The organism is Micrococcus sp. 2A (assembly GCF_039519235.1).
GTDB lineage: Bacteria > Actinomycetota > Actinomycetes > Actinomycetales > Micrococcaceae > Micrococcus.
In genome coordinates, this window is record NZ_CP154351.1 from 155,884 (window position 1) to 177,280 (window position 21,397).

Annotated in this window: 21 protein-coding genes and 1 tRNA gene; 12 read left to right on the forward strand and 10 right to left on the reverse strand. The window is 73.1% G+C overall.

Annotated features, from left to right (window positions below; translation table 11 throughout):
- The first annotated feature begins 144 nt into the window (after window positions 1–144).
- The 4 genes from AAG742_RS00795 to AAG742_RS00810 all read left to right on the forward strand — a co-directional run bounded on the left by AAG742_RS00795 (window position 145) and on the right by AAG742_RS00810 (window position 4,103).
- Window positions 145–2,688, forward strand: coding sequence for an ATP-dependent Clp protease ATP-binding subunit (locus tag AAG742_RS00795; RefSeq protein ID WP_298710661.1), 2,544 nt, complete (start codon window positions 145–147; stop codon window positions 2,686–2,688).
- A gap of 247 nt (window positions 2,689–2,935) precedes the next feature.
- Window positions 2,936–3,139 (forward strand): CsbD family protein, encoded by a 204-nt coding sequence (locus tag AAG742_RS00800; protein ID WP_298710658.1) that lies wholly within the window; start codon window positions 2,936–2,938, stop codon window positions 3,137–3,139.
- 183 nt (window positions 3,140–3,322) lie between these two features.
- Window positions 3,323–3,514, forward strand: a complete 192-nt coding sequence (locus AAG742_RS00805) for an antitoxin (RefSeq protein ID WP_298710655.1) — start codon at window positions 3,323–3,325, stop codon at window positions 3,512–3,514.
- A 73-nt stretch (window positions 3,515–3,587) separates the two neighbouring features.
- Window positions 3,588–4,103 carry an amino-acid N-acetyltransferase gene (locus tag AAG742_RS00810; RefSeq protein ID WP_298710653.1) on the forward strand — a complete coding sequence of 172 codons (516 nt, stop codon included), beginning with the start codon at window positions 3,588–3,590 and terminating at the stop codon, window positions 4,101–4,103.
- Between the two features lie 24 nt (window positions 4,104–4,127).
- Here AAG742_RS00810 and AAG742_RS00815 read toward each other — a convergent pair whose 3' ends face one another.
- Window positions 4,128–5,057 (reverse strand): A/G-specific adenine glycosylase, encoded by a 930-nt coding sequence (locus AAG742_RS00815; RefSeq protein ID WP_298710650.1) that lies wholly within the window; start codon window positions 5,055–5,057, stop codon window positions 4,128–4,130.
- 42 nt (window positions 5,058–5,099) lie between these two features.
- On the opposite strand from AAG742_RS00815, the gene AAG742_RS00820 reads away from it, so the two are divergent.
- Window positions 5,100–6,053 (forward strand): hypothetical protein, encoded by a 954-nt coding sequence (locus AAG742_RS00820; RefSeq protein ID WP_343282187.1) that lies wholly within the window; start codon window positions 5,100–5,102, stop codon window positions 6,051–6,053.
- Between the two features lie 22 nt (window positions 6,054–6,075).
- Here AAG742_RS00820 and radA read toward each other — a convergent pair whose 3' ends face one another.
- Together radA and AAG742_RS00830 are read right to left on the reverse strand one after the other, a co-directional pair.
- Window positions 6,076–7,515, reverse strand: coding sequence for a DNA repair protein RadA (gene radA, locus AAG742_RS00825; RefSeq protein ID WP_248117836.1), 1,440 nt, complete (start codon window positions 7,513–7,515; stop codon window positions 6,076–6,078).
- A 48-nt stretch (window positions 7,516–7,563) separates the two neighbouring features.
- On the reverse strand, window positions 7,564–8,733 hold the full coding sequence (locus tag AAG742_RS00830; RefSeq protein ID WP_248117838.1) for an FUSC family protein: 1,170 nt from the start codon (window positions 8,731–8,733) through the stop codon (window positions 7,564–7,566).
- A 216-nt stretch (window positions 8,734–8,949) separates the two neighbouring features.
- Between AAG742_RS00830 and pstS the strand changes: the two genes are divergently transcribed.
- From pstS to pstB, 4 genes are all read left to right on the forward strand, one after another.
- Complete coding sequence (pstS, locus tag AAG742_RS00835) at window positions 8,950–10,179, forward strand: phosphate ABC transporter substrate-binding protein PstS (RefSeq protein WP_298710642.1); 1,230 nt, start codon at window positions 8,950–8,952, stop codon at window positions 10,177–10,179.
- 144 nt (window positions 10,180–10,323) lie between these two features.
- The gene (gene pstC, locus AAG742_RS00840; protein ID WP_298710639.1) at window positions 10,324–11,289 is read left to right on the forward strand and encodes a phosphate ABC transporter permease subunit PstC; all 966 of its coding nucleotides are present in this window, start codon (window positions 10,324–10,326) and stop codon (window positions 11,287–11,289) included.
- The gene (gene pstA / locus AAG742_RS00845) at window positions 11,289–12,479 is read left to right on the forward strand and encodes a phosphate ABC transporter permease PstA (RefSeq protein ID WP_298710636.1); all 1,191 of its coding nucleotides are present in this window, start codon (window positions 11,289–11,291) and stop codon (window positions 12,477–12,479) included. Before pstC ends, pstA begins: the two co-directional genes overlap by 1 nt.
- Before the next feature lie 94 nt (window positions 12,480–12,573).
- Window positions 12,574–13,353, forward strand: coding sequence for a phosphate ABC transporter ATP-binding protein PstB (pstB, locus tag AAG742_RS00850; protein ID WP_298710633.1), 780 nt, complete (start codon window positions 12,574–12,576; stop codon window positions 13,351–13,353).
- A gap of 69 nt (window positions 13,354–13,422) precedes the next feature.
- Here the strand turns inward: pstB and AAG742_RS00855 are convergent, their stop codons facing one another.
- The 3 genes from AAG742_RS00855 to AAG742_RS00865 form a co-directional block, all read right to left on the reverse strand.
- Complete coding sequence (locus AAG742_RS00855; protein WP_298710630.1) at window positions 13,423–14,448, reverse strand: inorganic phosphate transporter; 1,026 nt, start codon at window positions 14,446–14,448, stop codon at window positions 13,423–13,425.
- Between the two features lie 15 nt (window positions 14,449–14,463).
- Window positions 14,464–15,090 carry a hypothetical protein gene (locus tag AAG742_RS00860; protein WP_248117850.1) on the reverse strand — a complete coding sequence of 209 codons (627 nt, stop codon included), beginning with the start codon at window positions 15,088–15,090 and terminating at the stop codon, window positions 14,464–14,466.
- Window positions 15,091–15,277: 187 nt separating this feature from the next.
- The gene (locus AAG742_RS00865) at window positions 15,278–15,952 is read right to left on the reverse strand and encodes a hypothetical protein (RefSeq protein ID WP_298710627.1); all 675 of its coding nucleotides are present in this window, start codon (window positions 15,950–15,952) and stop codon (window positions 15,278–15,280) included.
- 137 nt (window positions 15,953–16,089) lie between these two features.
- On the opposite strand from AAG742_RS00865, the gene AAG742_RS00870 reads away from it, so the two are divergent.
- A tRNA-Lys gene (locus AAG742_RS00870) sits at window positions 16,090–16,162 on the forward strand.
- A 103-nt stretch (window positions 16,163–16,265) separates the two neighbouring features.
- On the opposite strand, the gene AAG742_RS00875 is transcribed toward AAG742_RS00870, so the two are convergent.
- The 4 genes from AAG742_RS00875 to AAG742_RS00890 form a co-directional block, all read right to left on the reverse strand.
- A complete protein-coding gene (locus AAG742_RS00875) occupies window positions 16,266–16,724 on the reverse strand; it encodes an acyltransferase (protein WP_248117854.1) in 459 nt (152 codons plus the stop codon).
- Window positions 16,725–16,756: 32 nt separating this feature from the next.
- Window positions 16,757–17,185, reverse strand: coding sequence for a hypothetical protein (locus AAG742_RS00880; protein ID WP_298710625.1), 429 nt, complete (start codon window positions 17,183–17,185; stop codon window positions 16,757–16,759).
- Window positions 17,186–17,279: 94 nt separating this feature from the next.
- A complete protein-coding gene (locus tag AAG742_RS00885; RefSeq protein WP_298710622.1) occupies window positions 17,280–18,638 on the reverse strand; it encodes a D-arabinono-1,4-lactone oxidase in 1,359 nt (452 codons plus the stop codon).
- A complete protein-coding gene (locus AAG742_RS00890) occupies window positions 18,635–19,582 on the reverse strand; it encodes an amino acid deaminase/aldolase (RefSeq protein WP_298986667.1) in 948 nt (315 codons plus the stop codon). The genes AAG742_RS00885 and AAG742_RS00890 overlap by 4 nt, the downstream gene beginning before the upstream one ends.
- Window positions 19,583–19,753: 171 nt before the next feature.
- On the opposite strand from AAG742_RS00890, the gene AAG742_RS00895 reads away from it, so the two are divergent.
- Window positions 19,754–20,479: an esterase gene (locus tag AAG742_RS00895; protein WP_298986665.1), complete on the forward strand. Its 726-nt coding sequence runs from the start codon at window positions 19,754–19,756 to the stop codon at window positions 20,477–20,479.
- 33 nt (window positions 20,480–20,512) lie between these two features.
- Entirely contained in the window at window positions 20,513–21,379 is an 867-nt protein-coding gene (locus AAG742_RS00900) for a hypothetical protein (protein ID WP_298710616.1), read from the forward strand.
- Window positions 21,380–21,397 lie beyond the last annotated feature (18 nt).

The following is a 21,397-nucleotide window of genomic DNA, read 5'->3' on the forward strand; positions in this document are numbered from 1 at the left end:
GTGAACCGCGACCCGGCCCCGCGCACGCGGCGCCGGACCCGACGACGACGGGCGGCCGTCTCGCTTCTCCCAGGGGCGAACAGCCGCCCGTCGGCGTTCCCGCGGTGCGTAGTGTCGTGCTCGACCAGACGAGGAGTGTGCCCCATGTTCGAGAGATTCACCGACCGCGCCCGGCGCGTCGTGGTGCTCGCCCAGGAAGAGGCGCGCATGCTGAACCACAGCTACATCGGCACCGAGCACATCCTGCTCGGGCTCATCCACGAGGGTGAGGGCGTCGCCGCCAAGGCGCTGGAGTCCATGGACATCTCCCTGGGCGCCGTCCGCGAGAAGGTCCAGGAGGACATCGGCCAGGGGCAGCAGAACCCGCCCGGCCACATCCCCTTCACCCCGCGCGCCAAGAAGGTGCTCGAGCTGTCGCTGCGCGAGGCCCTGCAGCTGGGCCACAACTACATCGGCACGGAGCACATCCTGCTCGGCCTGATCCGCGAGGGCGAGGGCGTCGCCGCCCAGGTCCTCGTGAAGCTCGGCGCGGACCTCAACCGCGTGCGCCAGACCGTCATCCAGCTCCTCTCCGGCTACCAGGGCGGCGCCCAGGGCGGCAAGGAGACCGCGGGCGCCGGCGTGGGCGCGGGCAGCGACGCCGGCCAGAACGCCGGCTCCGTCGTGCTGGACCAGTTCGGCCGCAACCTCACCGCCGCCGCGCACGACGGCAAGCTGGACCCGGTGATCGGCCGCGCCGGCGAGATGGAGCGGGTCATGCAGGTGCTCTCCCGCCGCACCAAGAACAACCCGGTGCTGATCGGCGAGCCCGGCGTCGGCAAGACCGCCGTCGTCGAGGGCCTGGCCCAGGCGATCGAGCGCGGCGACGTCCCGGAGACCCTCAAGGGCAAGCAGCTCTACTCGCTGGACCTCGGCTCCCTCGTGGCGGGCTCGCGCTACCGCGGCGACTTCGAGGAGCGCCTCAAGAAGGTGCTCAAGGAGATCCGCACCCGCGGCGACATCATCCTGTTCATCGACGAGATCCACACCCTCGTCGGCGCGGGCGCCGCGGAGGGCGCGATCGACGCCGCCAGCATCCTCAAGCCGATGCTGGCCCGCGGCGAGCTGCAGACCATCGGCGCCACCACGCTGGACGAGTACCGCAAGCACATCGAGAAGGACGCCGCGCTCGAGCGCCGCTTCCAGCCCATCCAGGTCCCCGAGCCGTCCGTCGCGGACGCCACCGAGATCCTGCGCGGACTGCGGGACCGCTACGAGGCGCACCACAAGGTCTCGATCACCGACGGCGCGCTCTCGGCCGCCGCCACCCTCGCGGACCGCTACGTCTCGGACCGCCATCTGCCGGACAAGGCGATCGACCTGATCGACGAGGCCGGCGCGCGCCTGCGCATCCGCCGCATGACCGTGCCGCCGGAGATCAAGGCCTACGAGTCCCGGATCGCGGAGGTGCGCACCCAGAAGGAGGCCGCCATCGACGGCCAGGACTTCGAGGGCGCGGCCCGCCTGCGGGACCAGGAGCAGCAGCTCGAGGACGAGCGGAGGCAGAAGGAGGAGGCGTGGCGCACCGGCGCCGACGCCGACGTCGCCACGGTGGACGAGGACCTCATCGCCGAGGTGCTCTCCAAGTCCACCGGCATCCCCGTGTTCAAGCTGACCGAGGAGGAGACCGACCGCCTCAAGAACATGGAGGCCGAGCTCCACCAGCGCGTCATCGGCCAGGACGAGGCCATCAAGTCCCTGTCCCGCGCGATCCGCCGTACCCGCGCCGGCCTGAAGGACCCGAACCGCCCCTCGGGGTCGTTCATCTTCGCCGGCCCCACGGGCGTGGGCAAGACGGAGCTGGCCAAGTCCCTCGCCGAGTTCCTCTTCGGGGACGAGGACGCGCTCATCACCCTGGACATGTCCGAGTTCCAGGAGAAGCACACCGTCTCGCGCCTCTTCGGCGCCCCTCCCGGCTACGTGGGCTACGAGGAGGGCGGCCAGCTGACCGAGAAGGTGCGGCGCCGTCCGTTCTCCGTGGTGCTGTTCGACGAGGTGGAGAAGGCCCACGCGGACCTCTTCAACTCGCTGCTGCAGATCCTCGAGGACGGCCGCCTGACCGACTCGCAGGGCCGTGTGGTGGACTTCAAGAACACCGTGATCATCATGACCACCAACCTGGGCACCCGGGACATCTCCAAGGGCGTCATGACGGGCTTCCAGTCCAGCGCGGACACCTCCACCGGCTACGAGCGGATGAAGGGCAAGGTCCGCGAGGAGCTGCGCCAGCACTTCCGCCCCGAGTTCCTCAACCGGGTGGACGACGTCATCGTCTTCCCGCAGCTGAAGAAGGAGGAGATCGTCCAGATCGTGGACCTCTTCGTGGCCCGGCTGCAGAAGCGCCTGGACGAGAAGGGCCTCACCGTGGAGCTCTCCCAGGCGGCGAAGGACCTGCTCGCCGAGCGAGGCTACGACCCGGCCATGGGTGCCCGCCCGCTGCGCCGCACCATCCAGCAGATGGTGGAGGACCAGCTCTCGGAGAAGATCCTCTTCGGCGAGATCCCGGCCGGCTCCACGATCCACGTGGGGGTGACCGGCGAGGGGGAGTCCGCCGAGCTGACCTTCGAGTTCACCGGCGGCCGCGCCGCGCTCGACGGCGAGGAGCTGGCCGCGCTCGAGGCCGGCCTCGGCTCCACCGGCACGGACTGACCCGGTCCTCCGGCGCCGTCCGCGGGCGCCACGACGACGGCCGCCCTCGCACGCGCGGGAGCGGCCGTCGTCGTGCGGGGGCTCGGACGGGGCCGCCGGCGCCGCCTCGGACCGCGGCGGTCCTTCCTGTGGGCTTCCGGAGAGTCGGTCGGGACCTCTTGACCCGTTCTGTGCCACCCCGTTGACTGGCTGATCACAGGGCGCGTCGCATGAGGCGGCCGGCAGGATGACCAGGAGGAGCAGACACATGGCTGACATCCAGAACTCGATGGACAAGGTGGCGGGCAAGGCCAAGGAGGGCCTCGGCAAGGTCTCCGGTGACGACGAGATGCGCGCCGAGGGCACCACGCAGTCCACCGCCGCCGACGCCAAGGGTGCCGTGCAGGATGCGGGCGACAAGCTCAAGGGTGCCGCCCAGGGCATCAAGGACGGCCTGACCGACGGTCGCTGACGCGATCCGGCGGTCAGCCTGTCCGCGCCGCACTCCGACACCGATTCGACGATCGACGCCGTGCAGGAGCAGGTGCTGAGCCAGGGCGCCGCCACCGTGCAGACCGACGGCGACCTCTGACTCGGCCACGACAGATCACTGACGGGCACTCGCCCGTCGGGCTCATCCCCGAAGGAGAACACCATGGACATGAACAAGATCGGCGACCTCGCCAACCAGCACTCCGACAAGGTCAACAGCGCCGTGGACGGCGCCCAGGAGCAGCACGCCGACAAGCTCGGCGAGCACGCGGGCCTGGTGAACAAGGGCGTCGACGGCGCCCAGGAGAAGTTCCTGAACGACTCCGAGGAGCAGTCCGGCGGCACCCCCGCCTGAGCTCCTCCGCTCCGCGTCGGCCTCCACCCGGGACTCCCGGGCGGGGGCCGACGTGCGTCCTAGACTGGACCCCATGCCCGCAGACCCCCAGCTGACCCTGCGCCCCGCGCGCACGCAGGACGTGCCCGCCATCCAGGCCCTGGTGCAGCCCCTCGCGGAGGAGCGCGTCCTCCTGCAGAAGGAGGCGGTGGCGTACTACGAGGCCATCCAGGAGTTCCTGGTGGTCGAGGACGAGGCGGGAGCCCTCGCCGGGTTCGGGGCCCTGCACGTGATGTGGCAGGACCTGGCCGAGGTGCGCACCCTCGCGGTCGCGGACGGCTTCCGCGGCGCGGGCGTGGGCCACCGCCTGCTCGGCGCCCTCCTCGAGCGGGCGCGGGGGATCGGCGTGTCCCGGGTCTTCTGCCTCACCTTCGAGGTGGAGTTCTTCCTTCGGCACGGCTTCGAGGTCATGGCTGACCAGAGCGCGGTGGACCCCGAGGTGTACGCCGAGCTGCTGCGCTCCACGGACGAGGGCGTGGCCGAGTTCCTCGACCTGGCCCGCGTGAAGCCGAACACGCTCGGCAACACGCGCATGATCCGCGCGCTCTGAGGGGTCTCGGCCCGGGCGGGCGCCCTAGGGGAACCGGAGGGCGCCGTCGTCGTCCGCCACGGCGAGCCCGTCCCGCACGAGCCCGGCGACGCACCGCTCCCACTGCTCGTCCGTGGGCGCGTGTGCGCCCAGGCGTCCGACGGCGGCGGCCCGCTCGCGCACCGCGTCCCGGGGGAGCCGCCCGTCGGCGCGCAGGGCGGCCATCACGGCGCCCCGCACCTGGCGGTCCGTGCCCGCCCACGCCTGCCCCTTCGGCGCGATCTGCGGCGCGGGCGAGCCGGCGGTCACCCACGCGCACCGCTCCAGCAGTGGGCAGCGCTCACATGCGGGCGAGCGGGCCGTGCACACGAGGGCGCCCAGCTCCATGACGGCGGCGTTCCACCGGTTCGCGTCGTCGGGATCGGCGGGCATGAGGGCGCCTGCCAGGCGCATCTCGGCGCGGGTCAGGGCCTTCGGCGGCAGGGCGGTGCCGCCCACCGCGCGGGCGAACACCCGCCGCACGTTGGTGTCCACCACGGTCTCCGGGATGCCGAACGCGAAGCTGGAGACCGCCGCGGCCGTGTACTCGCCCACACCGGGCAGGGCCCGGAGCGCGACGGGGTCCGCGGGCACGCCGCCGCCGTGGCGCTCGACGACGGCGCGCGCCGCCTCCTGCAGCCGCAGCGCCCGCCGCGGGTAGCCGAGCCGGTCCCACGCGGTGAGCACGTCCGCGGTGGGGGCGGCGGCGAGGTCTGCCGGCGTGGGCCAGCGCTCCATCCACGCCCGCCACCGCGGGAGCACGCGCACCACGGGTGTCTGCTGGAGCATGATCTCGGAGACGAGCACGCCCCACGGCGGGCAGTCCGGGTCCCGCCACGGCAGGTCCCGGGCATGCTGCGCGAACCAGTCCAGCACGGCCGCATGGAGCCCTGCCGGGTCGGCGACCGGCGCGGTCTGCGGGGTGTGGCTGGGCATGGCGTCCACTCTAGGACGGCGCCGCGGCCTACCCTGGAACGCATGCCCTCCCACCCCTCCGACGCCCCGCGACCGAAGCCGTCCGCCGCCGTGTACCGCCGCCGGCGCCTCGTGGTGGGGGCGGCCCTGCTGCTCACCCTCCTGATGGCGGCGGTGGCCGTGGGCGCGCTGATCGGACGCGGCTCCGGGGAGGGAGGCGGCGAGCCCGCCGCGTCGGACGCCGCATCCTCGTCGCAGAGCCCGGCGCCGTCGTCGTCCGCGCCGGCCGAGTCCAGCTCCGCCGCCGCCTCGCCCACGGAGGCGAGCTCGGCACCGCCGTCCGACGCTGCGAGCGCGTCCCCCACGCCCGATCCGGCCCTCGCGAGCGCCACCGCCTGCGAGCCCTCGGACCTGCGGCTCGCGGCGGCGGTGGACGAGGGGCGCTACCACCCCGGCGACGAGGCGCAGCTGCGCCTGGGCATCACCAACCTCTCCTCCACGCCCTGCAAGCTGGACGTGGGCACGGCCCAGCAGGAGTTCACGGTGCGCGACGCCGCAGGAGCGGACGTCTTCAGCACGCGCGTGTGCCAGCAGGAGCCGACGCATCAGGACATGCTGCTCGACCCCCACGAGGAGCAGTCGGCGGTGTACCGCTGGGACGTGCGGCGCTCGCCGTCGGCCTGCGGGACGCCCGGCGCGGACTCCGCCCCGGGGGAGCACTTCCTCACGGTGGCGCTGGGCGACCTGACGTCCCGACCGGTCTCGTTCCAGGTGCGGCCAAGCACCTCCGCCTCGGCCTCGCCCTCCCCGTCGGACTCGAGCACTCCGCTCCCGGCGCCGTCCGCGGCACCCTCCGGCACGGTCTCCTCCCCGTCCGGCCGGGCTCCGGCGAGCTCGCCCACGACGTCGGCGCGCCCGACGCCGACCACGCGTCCTCCTTCGCCGCCGGCCTCGGGGCGCCCGGCCGCGTCCTCGGCGGGAGCCACGTCCTCGGCGACCGCCACGCCGTCGCGCTGAGTCCCGAGCCGCGCGGTCCGGCTCAGTCCTGCCGCGCGGGGGCCCCGCCCGTCCACGAGGGGATGGTGCCGAGGGCCTCGCTGAGGGAGCTGACCTCGGCCACCGTGAACCCGGCGGGGATCTCCCCGAGCGGCTCGGGTGAGCGGGGCACGAGCGCGCGGGTGAAGCCGAGGCGGGCGGCCTCGCGCACGCGCCGGCCCACGCCGGGCACGGGACGGACCTCGCCGGCGAGGCCGAGCTCGCCGACGGCGATCATCCCCTGGGGCACGGGTGCTCCCAGCTTGGCCGAGGCCACGGCCACGGCCACCGCGAGGTCCGAGGCCGGCTCGGAGAGGCGCACGCCGCCCACGGTCGCCACGTAGCAGTCGTCCTGGGCGAGGGCGAAGCGGGCCCGGCGCTGCAGCACGGCCAGGAGCATGTTCACGCGTGCGGCGTCCACGCCGGACACGGTGCGCCGGGGGCTCCCGCCGGCCGAGGGGGTGAGGAGGGACTGCACCTCGGCCACGAGTGGGCGCCTCCCCTCGAGGGTGACCGTGACGCACGTGCCCTCCACGGGGTCAGAGACGCCCGAGAGGAAGAGGCCCGAGGGGTCGTCGAGGGACTCGATCCCGTCCTCGCGCAGGTCGAAGCAGCCCACCTCGTCCGTGGGGCCGAAGCGGTTCTTCACGGCGCGCACCAGCCGCAGCCGCGAGTGGCGGTCCCCCTCGAACTGGCACACCACGTCCACGAGGTGCTCCAGGAGGCGGGGCCCGGCGATCGTGCCGTCCTTGGTCACATGCCCCACGAGGATGGTGGTGATGCCCTCCTCCTTGGCCGTGCGGATGAGGCTCGCGGCCACCTCCCGCACCTGGGTGACGCCGCCGGCCACGCCGTCCACCTCCGCGGACTGCAGGGTCTGCACCGAGTCCACGATCACGAGGGAGGGCCTGATCCGCTCGATCTGCCCGAGCGCGCGGCCGAGGTCGGTCTCCGCGGCGAGGTGCAGGGTCTCGGCGAGGGCCCCGATCCGGTCTCCCCGCATGCGCACCTGCGCCGCGGACTCCTCGCCCGTCAGGTACAGCACGGTGCGGGGCTCGGCCGCACCGCCCCCCTCGCCGCCCGCGTCCGCACCCCGGGCCGTCTGCGCCGCCACGTCCAGCAGGAGCGTGGACTTGCCGATCCCCGGCTCGCCGGCCAGGAGGATCACCGCACCCGGCACGAGCCCGCCGCCGAGCACGCGGTCCAGTTCGCGCACCCCGGTGGAGCGGAACGACGCCGCGGAGGCGTCCACCTCTGCGATCCGCGGGGCGGGGGAGGCGACCGTGGACGCGCGGGTGCGGCCCGTCGTCGAGGCGCCCCCGGCCTCCTCGACCGTGCCCCACGCCTGGCACTCCCCGCAGCGGCCCACCCACGTCACGCTGGTCCAGCCGCACTCGGTGCAGCGGTATCCGGGGGCGCGCTTGGCGGGGGTCTTCGTGGCCATGCCGATCACTCTAGGACGGCCCCCGGACGCGCTTGGCCCCGCCGGCGCTCAGACCCGGGGCAGGTACCCCACGGCCGCCTGGTGCGACGCCCCCGTGGCCTCGATGAGGTCCACCATCATCGGGCGCAGCAGCATCACGAGGGCCTCGCCGTGGATCGAGCCCCCGCCGAGCTGCGCCGGGTCGAGGCGGGCGGCCGCGGCACCGAGCGCGTCCCGGGCGCCCGAGAGAGAGCGATGGCGGCCCTCTTCCTGCGGCTCCACGAGGGAGCGGTGCAGCACGTCGACGGCGTCCGCCGCCTCGTCGAACCACGCCGCCAGCCGCTCGCGGTGCTCGTCGTCGAACGAGCCCGAGTCCAGCGCGGTCACCACGCGCCGCGCGACGATCCGCAGGGAGCGCACCGCGAGGTCGGAGCGGTCCGCGGCGTTGGAGACGTCCTCCACGAACGAGCGGGAGGAGCGCTGCAGGGGATTGAAGGTGGCCTGCTCCTCGGCCACCTTCAGCTCCTTGCGGACCTCCTCCAGGGTGGAGTGCGTGCCGCGGCATGCCACGAGCGCCATCCACGCCGCCCGGGAGTCCTCCTCCCGCAGGCTCCTCGAGAGGTCGCGCAGCACCGTGGCCACGGCGTCGAAGAGCCCCTGGAGCTGATGCACGGTGCCGCGGCGCGCGTCCTGCGGGGAGAGGAACGTGACCACGAGCGCCAGCGCGCCGCCCACGAGTGCGTCCCCGCTGCGGGCGAAGGGGCCGCCCTCGCCGATGGGCAGGAGCACCACCAGGACGGACTGCAGGGACATCTGCATGGTGAAGGTGGAGCCGGAGTCGAGGAAGCGGGCCACCATCACGGAGACGAACACCACGACGGCGGCCTGCCACAGCCCGCGGCCCAGCCCGAGCATGAGGAGGTCCCCGATGAGGATGCCCAGCGTGCAGCCGACCGCCACCTCGGCCACCTTCCGCACCTTCGGCTCGCGGTTGAAGCCGAGCGCGATGAGCAGGGCGGTGGAGGCGAAGAGGGGCTGGTCATGGCCGAGCACGGTCTCGGCGAACGCGTACGCGCCCACGGCGCACAGCGCGATGAGAGCGGCGTGCGAGGCCGAGGAGCGCACGCGGGCCCAGCCCGACCGGGCGCGGCGGCGCACGAACACCCCGACCCGTCCCCGCCGGGTCGCCGGAGGCACGGCGGGCAGGGTTCCCGTCGCGGTGGCGAAGCGCTCCGTCATGCCGCACACCCTATGCCGCGCGACCCGCAGGGGGGCCGCGCGGGTCGCGGAGTGACCGACGACACGCCCCGGGGCGCGCTCGGACGCATGCGTTCACCCCGTGTTCACCTCCGGCGGGCTGTGGATTCACTTCGGGCCCCTAACGTCAGCGACGGTGCAGGTCCCGGAACTCCGGCTCCTGCCGGCATCGTCATCCAGAATGAAAGAGGCACTTCCATGAAGGCTCTCCGCATCGGCCGCCCCGCCGCCGTCCTCTCCGTGGCCGCCCTGGCCCTGACCGCCTGTGGCAACGGCGGCGACAGCGCCGCGTCCTCCGCCACCTCCGCCACCTCCGCCGCCGCGACCACCTCGGCTGCCGCCTCCACCTCTGCGTCGGCCTCCACCTCGACGTCGGCCTCCACCTCGACGTCGGCCTCCGGCTCCGCCTCCGAGTCCTCCTCGGCCGCTGCCGCCCCGGCCGCCATCGACGTCCCCACCGCCTCCGGCACCCTGATCGGCTCCGGCGCCTCCTCGCAGGAGGCCGCCATGACCTCCTGGACTGATGGCGTCAAGACCGTCTCCCCGGACCTCCAGGTCCAGTACTCCCCGGACGGCTCCGGCGCGGGTCGCGAGGCCTTCCTGGCCGGCTCCTCCAGCTTCGCCGGCTCCGACGCCGCCCTCAAGGACGACGAGAAGGAGCAGGCCAAGGAGGTCTGCGGCGACAAGGGCGCCTTCCACGTCCCGGCCTACGTCTCCCCGGTCGCCGTGGCCTACAACGTCGAGGGCATCGACGAGCTGAACCTGGACGCCGACACGGTCGCCAAGATCTTCTCCAAGGAGATCACCACCTGGAACGACCCCGCCATCGCCGCCCTCAACGAGGGTGCCGAGCTGCCCGACACCGCGATCACCGTGGTGCACCGCTCGGACGAGTCCGGCACCACCGAGAACTTCACCGACTACCTCGCCGAGGCCGCTCCTGAGTCCTGGACCTGGGAGGCCGACAAGAAGTGGCCCTCCGAGATCACCGCCGAGTCCGCTCAGGGCACCAAGGGCGTCGTCTCCCAGGCCGCTCAGACCGACGGCGCGATCACCTACACCGATGCCTCCGGCGTCGGCTCGCTGAAGACCGCCAAGATCGGCGCGGACGGCGCGTTCTCCGAGCTCTCCCCGGAGGCCGCCGCCAAGATCGTGGCCGAGTCCGAGCAGAACGAGGACGGCTCCGTCAAGCTGGACCGGACCAAGACCGGCGAGAACACCTACCCGATCGTGCTGGTCTCCTACCACATCTACTGCAACCAGTACCCCGATCAGGACACCGTCGACCAGGTGAAGTCCTTCGCTTCGTACGTGATCTCCGAGGACGGCCAGAAGGCCGCCCAGGACGCCGCCGGCTCCGCCCCGATCGACGCCGAGATGGCGACCTCCGCCAAGGAGCGCATCGACGCCATCACTGTGGCGGGCTGATCACCGTCCACTGACGCGTGAGCAGTCATCCGCACACCGGCCGCTGGCTCCCACGGGGGCGGCGGCCGGTGTGTGTGCCCATGACGGCATCCCGGCCGGGCGGTGAACCCGGCCACCATCACCCCAGTCCTGAGGGAAGGCATCGTGTCAACATCCGCAACCGAGGCTGCGCCCAGCACCTCCGTCAAGAAGTCCGCCCGGGGCGGCGCCGCCGGAGACAAGGTCTTCTCCGGCCTCTCCCTGGCCGCAGGCATCCTGATCCTGCTCATCCTGGCCTTCGTGGCGATCTTCCTGGTGACGGAGTCTCTCCCGGCGCTCTTCCCTGAGGCCTACGGCGAAGAGCTCAAGTCGGCCGACTCCTTCTTCGGGTACGTCGGGCCGCTCATGGCCGGCACCCTCATGGCGGCGATCGTCGCGCTGATCCTGGCCACGCCGGTCGCCGTGGGCGTCGCCCTCTTCATCTCCCACTACGCCCCGCCGAGGATCGCCCAGCCGGTGGCCTACGTCATCGACCTCCTGGCCGCCATCCCCTCCGTGATCTACGGCATCTGGGGCTGGCTCACGCTCGCCCCGCTCATGGTGCCGATCTACGAGTGGCTGAACCAGTACCTGGGCTGGCTGCCCTTCTTCGGCGGTCCGGTGACCGGCACGGGCCGCGTCATCATGACCTCGGGCGTGGTCCTGGCCGTCATGGTGCTCCCCATCATCACGGCCCTGTGCCGCGAGATCTTCACCCAGACGCCGAAGCTCCACGAGGAGGCGGCGCTCGGGCTCGGCGCCACGCGCTGGGAGATGATCAAGATGACCGTCTTCCCGTTCGCCCGCGCCGGCATCATCTCCTCCATCATGCTCGGCCTCGGCCGCGCGCTGGGTGAGACCATGGCCGTGACCATGGTGCTCTCGCCCGGCAAGTTCAGCTCGTCCCTGATCGAGGAGGGTCGCAACAAGACGATCCCCTCGGAGATCGCCCTGAACTTCCCGGAGGCCTACGGCATCCGACTGAACGAACTGATCGCCGCCGGCCTCATGCTGTTCATCATCACGCTGGTGGTCAACATGGTCGCCCGGTGGATCGTGAACAAGCACAAGGAATTCTCGGGAGCCAACTGATGAGCACCGCACTCAACGACTCGCCGACGCGGGAGAACATCCCGTCGTCGAAGCACACGCAGAACTCCCTCACCGCCGGGCAGATGCCCCGCTGGGTGTGGGCAGTGGTGGCCGCAGCCGCCCTTCTCGTGGCCCTGGGCCTCGAGCTCCTCATCAAGGGCGAGGAGTTCCGGGTCGCCCGCCTCGCCGTGATGACCCTCATCTCGTACGTGGTGGGCATGTACATCGTGACGCGTCTGCTGGAGAACGGCCGCAAGGCCACGGACGGCCTGTGGCGCAACCTCGTGTGGGCGGCGTTCCTCATCGCCCTCGTTCCGCTGGTCTCCGTCATCTGGTCGGTGATCTCGGACGGCGCTCCGACGCTGTTCGGCAACCCGCAGGTGCTGTGGAACGACATGGACGGCGTCACGGGCACCACGGACGCCGCCTACCTCAACGACGGCCAGCCCCTCGGCGGCCTGCCCGGCGGCTTCGCCCACGCCCTCGTCGGAACGCTGATGATCACGCTCATTGCGACCCTGATCGCGGTGCCGATCGGCCTCCTGACCTCCATCTACCTCGTGGAGTACGGGCGGGACGGCTGGCTCTCGCGGTCCATCATCTTCTTCGTGGACGTGATGACCGGCATCCCCTCGATCGTGGCCGGCCTCTTCGCCTTCGCGGCCATGTCCCTGCTCCTCGAGCTGGTGATGGGCGAGGGCCCCAAGGCGCTGCAGTCGGTGAAGATGGGCCTCACGGCCGCCGTCGCCCTCACTGTGCTGATGATCCCCGTGGTGGTCCGTTCCACCGAGGAGATGCTCCGCGTCGTCCCGAACGAGCTGCGCGAGGGCTCCTACGCCCTGGGCGTGCGCAAGTGGCGCACCATCTCCAAGGTGGTCATCCCCACCGCGATCTCGGGCATCCTCTCGGGCATCACCCTGGCCATCGCCCGCGTCACGGGTGAGACCGCGCCGATCCTCGTGACGGCCGGCTTCGCGACCACCATGAACTGGAACCCGATGGACAACTGGATGACGGCCCTGCCGGTGTACATCTACCGCCAGCTCGTCTCGCCGACGTCGCCGACCGCGTACGACGTGTCCACCGACCGTGCCTGGGCCGCGGCCCTGGTCCTGATCATCATCGTGATGGCGCTGAACCTCATCGCGCGCATGATCGCCAAGGCGTTCGCCCCCAAGACGGGCCGCTGAACCTCGGCCGCCCCGGACATCCGTGCCGGGGCGGCCGAACGGCCCACCCAGACCTCCGCTCCCCAGCGATCCTCGTAAAGGAAGACCAGCTCTCATGTCCAAGCGCATCCAGGCCAAAGACGTCGACGTCTACTACGGCAAGTTCAAGGCGGTGGAGGAGGTCAACATCGACATCGCCCCCCGCACGGTGACGGCGTTCATCGGTCCCTCCGGCTGCGGCAAGACCACGTTCCTGCGCGCCATCAACCGCATGCACGAGGTGCTCCCCGGCGCCCACGTCGAGGGCGAGCTGCTCCTCGACGGCGAGAACGTGTACGGCTCCGGCGTGGACCCCGTGTCCATCCGCTCGCAGATCGGAATGGTGTTCCAGCGCCCGAACCCGTTCCCCACGATGTCCATCCGCGACAACGTGCTGGCCGGCTACAAGCTCAACGGCACCAAGCTCAACCGCGCCGACTCGGACGCCATCGTGGAGAAGTCCCTGCGCGGCGCCAACCTCTGGAACGAGGTGAAGGACCGCCTGGACAAGCCGGGCTCGGGCCTCTCCGGCGGCCAGCAGCAGCGCCTGTGCATCGCCCGCTCCGTGGCCGTGTCCCCGGACGTGATCCTCATGGACGAGCCCTGCTCCGCGCTCGACCCGATCTCCACCCTCGCGGTGGAGGACCTCATCAACGAGATGAAGGAGCAGTACACGGTCATCATCGTCACGCACAACATGCAGCAGGCCGCTCGCGTGGCGGACAAGACCGCGTTCTTCAACATCCAGGGCATCGGCAAGCCCGGCAAGCTGATCGAGTACGACGACACGAACGTCATCTTCAACAGCCCCTCGAACCAGCAGACCGAGGACTACGTCTCCGGCCGCTTCGGCTGAGTCGCTCCCGCTGCGTCGAGACCCCGCCCGGGCCACCCGGGCGGGGTCTCGTCGTCTCCGTGTGCGGTCTCAGACCAGCAGGAGGAGTGCCAGGCCGAGAAGCAGAGCGGCGCCGAGGCATGCCAGCGGCGTGAGCAGCCACCACGCGACCACGCGCAGCACCTGGGGCCAGCGCACGGACGCGTAGGTCTGCGTCTGCCTGGCGCCGACGATGCCGGCGGTGAGGGTGTGGGTGGAGGACAGCGGCAGGTGGAGGACGAGGGAGCCCACGAAGAGCAGGCCCGCGGGCACGGCGGCCGCCACGGCCGCGCGCAGCGGGTCCAGGGCCACGAGGCGCTCCGTGAGGGTCCAGGCGATCCGCCATGCCCCGCCCAGCGTCCCCACGGCCATCGCGAGGGCGAAGACCGCGGCGCTCAGCCCGAACACCCAGGACGCCGCGGGGGCGCCCGGCGGCACGCCTGCGCCCATGAGGCAGATGGCCCAGAGCAGCCCCAGGCGCTGCCCGCCCTGCACGCCGTGGCCCACCGCCGTCGCGCCCCCGGAGACGGCGAGGGCGATCCGGGCGCGGTGCTGCACGTTCACCGTGGAGCCCGTGGTGCCGAGCCGCACGAGCGGCGGGGTGAGGACGCGGGCGAGCCCCCACGCCAGGAGGGGTGAGAGGAGCAGACCCACGGCGACCTCCCATCCCACCCGGTCCATGACCACCGGCTCGAGCTCGTGCCCCAGCTCGAGGTGGGCGGCGAGGTGGGCCCCGGCCAGCGCGGCGAGCAGGGCATGGGTGGTGGAGCCGGGAATGCGCCGCCACCACAGCAGCAGTCCCCACGCGACCGCCACGAGGACAGCCGTGGCCACGGTGATGTGCCCCACAACCCCGGACATCACGTGGGGGGTGAAGAAGGAGACGCTGAGGGTGATCAGGCCCATGCCCAGCACCACGCCGATCCCGTTCAGCAGGGCGGCCATGACGAGGGCCAGTCGCGGCGTCAGGGCGCGGAATCGCACGGGCAGGGCCACGGAGTTGGGTGCGTCGCGGAAGCCCATGACCACGCCGAGGAGGCAGAGGAGGGCGAAGACGAAGCCGAGACCCGCCGTCATCGGGCCGCTCCCGCCTCAGGACTCACGGACGAGCACCACGCCGAGGTCGGTGTTGACGCGGGCAAGGGCCTCCAGGGCGGACTGCAGCGCCCAGGCCACCTCGCGCTGGCGGTGGAAGTCGCGCTGCAGGAGGTCGCGGCCGAGGTCGGCGAGCCAGCTGACCATGATCCGGTCGGTGCGACGGGAGGCGCGCAGCAGCTGCATCCACGTGTCCTCGAGGGCATCCAGGTCGCGCAGCTCGCCCGTGGCGCGCCGCAGCAGGTCCGAGTGGCGCCCCACGGTCTCCAGGACGTCCAGGGCGTGGGGCGGCAGCTCGTCGAGGCCGGCGCGCTGGATGAGCAGGCCGGCGCCCACCACGCGCTGGATCGCCGTGTGCACGCCGCCGGCGAGCAGGTACAGGTCCTGGCGGGGGAGCGGGGTCACGTACGCGCTGCGCAGGGCGGTGAGGAAGGCCATGAGCGAGGCGGAGGAGGACGCGTCGAGCTCCATGAGGTCCCGCTCCATGCGGTCCAGCTCCTCGCCCTTCGCCCCCGGCACCTGGGCCACGGTCTGCACGGCCTTGCCGAGCGCGAGGGTGAGGTCCGCCATGTGGCGCAGGGCGGGGGTGTCCCGGGTCGTGAGCCAGGGCAGGCGGGGGGACATCGGGCACCGTGCTTTCTGCGCGCGGGAGCGGCGGTCCGGCGGTGTGGCGGGCGGCGCGGCCGCCGGGATCGGAGGTCGGGGGAGGTGTCACGACGACGCCGGACCGGGAACGCCTCTCGGCGGAAGGCCGCTCGTGGCGGCTATGTGTTGGAGCCCGGGGTTACCAGCGGCCCGACGCCGTCGCCTCCTAGTCTAACGAGCCGTCGCGCCAGCCTCGAGCGGCCGCCTCCAGGGCATCGGCGGTGGACACCAGGCGGGCGGCACGCGCCGTGAGCCGCGCCGCGTGCGCGGGGTCCGCCGCCTCGGCGGCCTCCGCGTGGTTGACCTGACCCAGAGCCGCCACCCGCGCGTAGGCGGCCGCCCGCTCGAACGCCACATCCAGATCGGAGCGGTAGGCCCCCGTGAGGATGGTGTCGGTGAGGCGCCGCAGCTCCTCCGGCCCGGGCGGCTCCACGGCGCCGGCCACGGCGCGCGCGGCGTGGGCCCCGTGCCCGGCGCGGTACCAGGCCGCCCAGCGCTCGCCGTCGCGGGCCGTGGCCTCCTGGAGCGCGTAGAGGCGCCACAGGGCCCCGGCCAGGGAGACGGCGGGCGCGTCCGACCAGAGCTCGGCGAGGGTCTCCACGCCCAGCTCGCCCACGAGCCCCACGAGGCGGCCGACGACGGCGGGGTCCTCCTCCGCCCGCCCGCCCGTCACGAGGGCGTGGGCCAGGCGCGAGGCCGCGGCGGCCACCTCCTGCGGGTCCTCGCCCCCGGCGAAGTGCGCGAGCTCGTCGGGCCGGGACACGCGGGGGCGATGGTGCCGCGTGAGGCCGGAGGCGCTCGAGCTGGCGCCGCGTCCGGCAGGGGAGCGGTGATGGGGCATGGGTGTGCTGCTCCTTCCGGTGCAGACGGCGGCGGGACGCACGCCACGGTAGACCCGCGAGGCCTCGGCTACCATGGCAGGGCACCCGCGAGGGTCGCCGACGACGGCCGTGTGCCGCCCAGGGGACGAGCGGGTGAGGGCCTCTAGCTCAGCTGGCAGAGCATCGGACTTTTAATCCGCCGGTCGCGGGTTCGATCCCCGCGGGGCCCACCGGACGCGCAGTCCCGCCTCGCTTCGCCCGGGGTGGTCACGGCACGCCGTCTCGCCGTCACGGGACGCGGCGTGCCGTGACCCCTCAGGGCAGCGGAGCCCGTCAGCCCAGGTCGCGGATGCGCTGGGCGGGGATGCCCGCGTACACGCCATTCGGCTCGGTGCTCTTGGTGACCACGGCGCCCGCGGCCACCACACAGCCGGGGGCCACGTCCACGCCGGGCAGGATCGTGCAGCCCGCGCCGAGCCAGCAGCCGTCGCCGATGGTCACGGGCGTCATGCTGAACTTCCCCGCCCGCTGGCGGGCCGGCCCGAGCTCGTGCGAGGCCGTGACGATCCGCACGCCCGGCGCGATGGCCACGTGCTCGCCGACGGTCGTCCCGTTGTCGATCTCCACGCGGCGGTTGACGAACGTGTAGGCGCCGATGACCGCGCCCTTCTCGATCCATGCGCCGGCCTTCACCCAGGCCGTGGGGTGGATGTCCGCGCCGGTGGCGCGGCTGCGGACGCGGTTGGAGGCGGTGCGGACACGAGCGACGAGCGTGGGGGGCAGGCGCTTCATGCCGTCAGTCTAGGGGTGCGGGCCCCCGCGGATCACGGCGTGGACAGGCTCCAGGACCGTGTGCCCGACGGGGTGGGGGAGCCCGCCGTCTCGGTGGGGAACGGGTCGAACGTGGCCGGGCCGGAGGTGGCGGAGGCCGAGGAGGAGGCCGGGGAGCCCGACGCCGGGGAGCCCGACGTCGGTGCCGCGGACCCGGCACCCGATGTCGGCGCCGCGGACCCGGAGCCCGGCTGGGCGGTGGGCGTGGCGCTCGGCGTCGGCGTGGCGGTGAACGGGTTCGGCGGACCGCTCTGCGAGCGGGGCGACGGGTCCGGCGGGGTGTTCGCCGGGACGGTGCTGATGCCGCCGGCGAACACGCCGAGCACGGACAGGAGGAAGAGCGCGAGGCCGATCAGGCCGAGGCAGCCGAGGCAGCCACAGCCGCTGCGGCGTCCTCGACCTCCGGAGATGATGATGGCCATGGGGCGTCCTCCATGCTGGTGCGTCGCGCGTGCGGGTGGGCGTGCGGGGCGAGTCTACGGGGCCCGGCGCGTCCGTGGAGGGTCCGGGCCCTCCTCACGCCCCCAGCACGCGCTCCAGGTAGGGGTTGGCGAACACGCGTCCCGGGTCCACGGCGTCGCGCTGGGCGGTGAAGTCCGCGAACCGCGGGTAAGCGCGGGCGGCCCACTCCGCGTGCCGGTCGTGCTCTTTGCCCCAGTGGGGGCGCCCGCCCAGGGAGACGAGGAGCTCCTCCGCCGCCGCGAAGTACGCGGTGGGGTCCTCCCGGTGGTAGCGGTGCACCGCGAGGTACGCAGACTCGCGCCCGTGCGCGGTGGAGAGCCAGACGTCGTCGGCGGCCACGGTGCGGACCTCCACGGGGAAGGAGACGGCGTCCCCGGCCGCGGCCCGCTCGGCCGCGATGCGCCGCAGGCCCGCGAAGGCCTCCTCGAACCGCTCGAGCGGCACCGCGTACTCCATCTCGCGGAACCGCACGGCGCGCTCGGCCACGAACACCCGGTAGGAGACGTCCGTGTAGGTGCGCTGATCCACGCCGCGCGCGGACACCTGGTTCAGCAGGGGCACAAGACGGGGAGCGCGCGCCCCGAGGCGGCACATCCCCCCGAAGACCCCGTGGGAGAGGAACTCGTCCATCACCGCGGTGCGCACGGGGTCCACAGGGTCGATCCCTGCCGTGAGCGGCAGCCGGGTGTTCTCCTTGGTGAGCGCGAGGTCCGTGCCGGGGAACCAGGAGAACTCCAGGTGCTCCGCGGCGCGGGAGCGCTCCACGAAGGACTCGACGACGGCGTCCAGCGGCTCGCTGCGCTCCCGGGCGTGCAGGAGGAACGCCGGGACCGTCCGCAGCTCCACCTCCGTGATGATGCCCAGGGCGCCGAGGCCCACCCGGGCGGCCTGGAACAGGTCGGGCTCGTGGTCGGCGTCGGCCCAGCGGACGGCGCCGTCGGCCGTCACGAGGCGCAGTCCCCTGACCATGCCCCCGTAGCCCGTGAAGCCCAGCCCCGTCCCGTGGGTCGCGGTGCTCAAGGCCCCGCCCACGCTCTGCCGGTCGATGTCGCCCATGTTGGCCAGGGCCAGCCCGTGCGCACCCAGCAGGGGGCCGAGCTGGTGCAGCGGCGTGCCGGCGAGCACGCGCACCCGTCCGCCCTCCCGATCCACGGCGCTCAGCCCGGACAGCGCGGAGAGGTCCAGCTGGACGCCGTCGGTGGCGGCGATGGGAGAGAAGGAGTGCCCCGCCCCGATCGGCTTGACTCGCAGGCCCGCCTGCGCGGCGGCGCCCACGACGTCGGCCAGCTCCGGCACGGACTCCGGGCGCGCCTCGCGCGCGGGGCTCCAGGCGTGGCCGCCGGACCACGTGCGGCGGGCGGGGAGGCCCGGGCGCCCCGAGCGGGGGCGGCGGAGGGCGAGGGGGCGCGTCATGACAACATCCTGCCCTCGCCCCGGTACGTGAGCCAGAGGTCCACGATGGCGTCCTCACCCCGCGAGTACACCGCGACGGCGTGCAGGTGCTCGGCGGGCTCCCCGGCCTTGGCATGGCGGAAGAACACGGGGTCGCCGAGGCGCAGGCCCGCGGCGGCGCGTCCGCGCAGGGGCGTCTGCACCTCGCCGGCGCCCTCCTGGCTGGAGTAGGAGAGCCCGGCCGGCCACGCGACCATGGGGGAGCGGTCCGCGCCGGGCACGCCCGAGGCGATCCAGCCGCCGCCGGCCACCGTGACCACATCGGCCGCGGGGCGTCGCACCACGGGGCGCGTGAAGCAGCTCGCCGGCCGCAGCCCGAGGCCGCGGAACCCGTCGAAGCTGGCCGGCCCCATGAGCCCGGAGCCCGCCCCGATCTCCGTGACCGCACCCTCGGCCACCGTGGACTCCACGGAGCCGGTGCCGCCGCCGTTGACGAAGTCCAGGTCCGCGCCCGCGGCACGGGCCGCCGCGCGCACGGCCGCCACGATGGCCGGTCGGCGGGACGAGAGGTCCCGGATGGAGCGGGACTTGACCAGGCGGATCGCGGCGGCGCGCGGGCCGCTCCCTCCGGGCACGCCGGCCACCTGTCCCTCGTACGCCAGGAGGCCGGAGAGGCGCAGCCCCGGGGTGCGCGTGATCCGCTCGGCGAGCGCGCGCGCCTGCTCCGGGGTGCGCACGGCCGAGCGCAGGGCCCCCACGCGCAGGCGGCGCAGCGGCAGCCACGCGGTGAGCGCCGCCTCGTCCGTGGTGGGGTAGGCGACCAGGACGTCCGTCCGCCCGGACTCGACCCACCACAGGGCCTCCGTGAGCGAGTACGCCATGATCCCCGTGAAGCCGGGCTGGTCGAGCGCCTCGGTGATCGCGCGGCGGATGCGCACGGACTTGGTGGCCACGCGGACGGGCACGGCGCCTGCGCGGGCGTGCAGAGCGGCGGCGTTGGCCCGGAAGGCGTCGAGGTCCAGGAGGCCCAGGGGTCGGGAGCGCTCGTCCGCCGGCAGGGCGGCGAGCGCGGCGGCGTAGCGCTCGAACGGGGGCGCCGGCGGCGGGGAGACGGGCTTCCCACCTAGGATGGAACCATGGCCTCCGCCTCCACGCCAGACATCGAGACGCTCAGCTCAGGAAATGCCGTGGCGTGGTCCCGTCCGGTGGGCGAGCGCTCCGGCACGGACCTCGTCCTCGTGCTGCACGGCTACGGCTCCAACGAGCGCCGGGCCGCCCGCACCTTCTTCCCCATGCTCCCGGAGCGCTGCACCGGCCTGGCCGTGCGCGGCGGCTTCGAGATCGACGCGTCCGCCACGGAGGGCGAGGGAGACCCGGGCGCGCACGGCTGGTTCCTGCTGGACCTGCTGCTGCAGTCCGACTTCGCCCAGGTGCTCGCCGCCGCCCACCGCGTCTTCGACGTCCTCGGCTCGCCCGAGGTGGCCGACGCGGGCTTCCGCTCCGTCTCCGTGCTCGGCTTCTCCCAGGGCATGGCCATGGCGACGACGGTCATCCGGCTGCGCCCCGAGGCCTTCACGTGCGGGGTGGGCCTCAGTGGCTTCGCCGTGGACAACGAGCTGCTGGCGATGCTCGACTCGCCCGTCGAAGGCCCCGGCCCCCGCCCCTTCTTCTGGGGCCGGGACGTCGAGGACCCCGTGATCAACCCGGACGCCGTTGCGCACACCCGCGGGTGGGCCGAGGCGCACACCCTGCTCACTGTGCGCTCCTACCCCGGCATGCTGCACGCCACCCACCCGGACGAGGTGCGGGACGTGCGGATCTTCCTCGATTACACCCTCGCCGCCGCGCCGCCGGGATCCTGACGCACACCGTGCGCAGCCACTACGGTGGTCCGCATGGCAAAGAACTCGACGATCGGCCGCTTCGCGTCGGACAAGGCGACGAACCTGGCCCTCAAGTCCGCGCTCGACGAGGACGGCAACCCCACTGAGGCGTTCGAGAAGGTGGTCTTCAAGACGCTGGACATCCAGCGTCCGCTGGTGCTGAAGAACATCCAGCGTCTCCGGGAGAAGCACCCCGGCGACACCCCGGACCAGCTCGCGGAGCGCCTGAGCGAGCAGTACCTCAACGCCGTGACCGGCGCTGGCGCCGCCGTCGGCGGCACCGCGATCATCCCGGGCGTCGGCACCGTGGCCGCGCTGGGCCTGTCGGCCGCCGCCGTCGTGGGCTTCCTCGAGGCCACCGCGCTCTACGGGCAGTCCCTCGCCGAGCTGCACGGCATCAGCACCGCGGACCCCCAGCGCTCCCGGGCCGTCGTGATGACGCTCATGCTCGGCGACGACGCCAAGGAGCTGCTGCGCGAGGCCGCCGGCAAGGCCGGGGCGAAGCAGGACTCCATGGCGGGCCTGAACGCCCTGATGGGAACCTCGAGCGCGGCCGGTGGCGCCGGGGTGGGCGCGATGATGATGGACCAGCTCAAGCGGCGCTTCTTCAATCGCCTCCTCGTGCGTCAGGGCGCGGGCATGATCGGCCGTGCCGTGCCGTTCGGCATCGGAGCCGTGATCGGCGGCGTGGGCAACCGCGCCATGGGCAAGGCCGTGGTAGAGAACGCGCGTCAGCTCTTCGGCCCGCTGCCCGCCGTGATTCCCGGCGAGCTGCGCGGCGAGTCCGTGCAGGCGGAGAAGGACGACGACGGCGGCTTCCTCGGCGGCCTGCTGCGCGCCCTTCCGGGCGGCAAGGACAAGGACTCGACGAGGTCCTGACGTCCTCTCCTGCCGGCC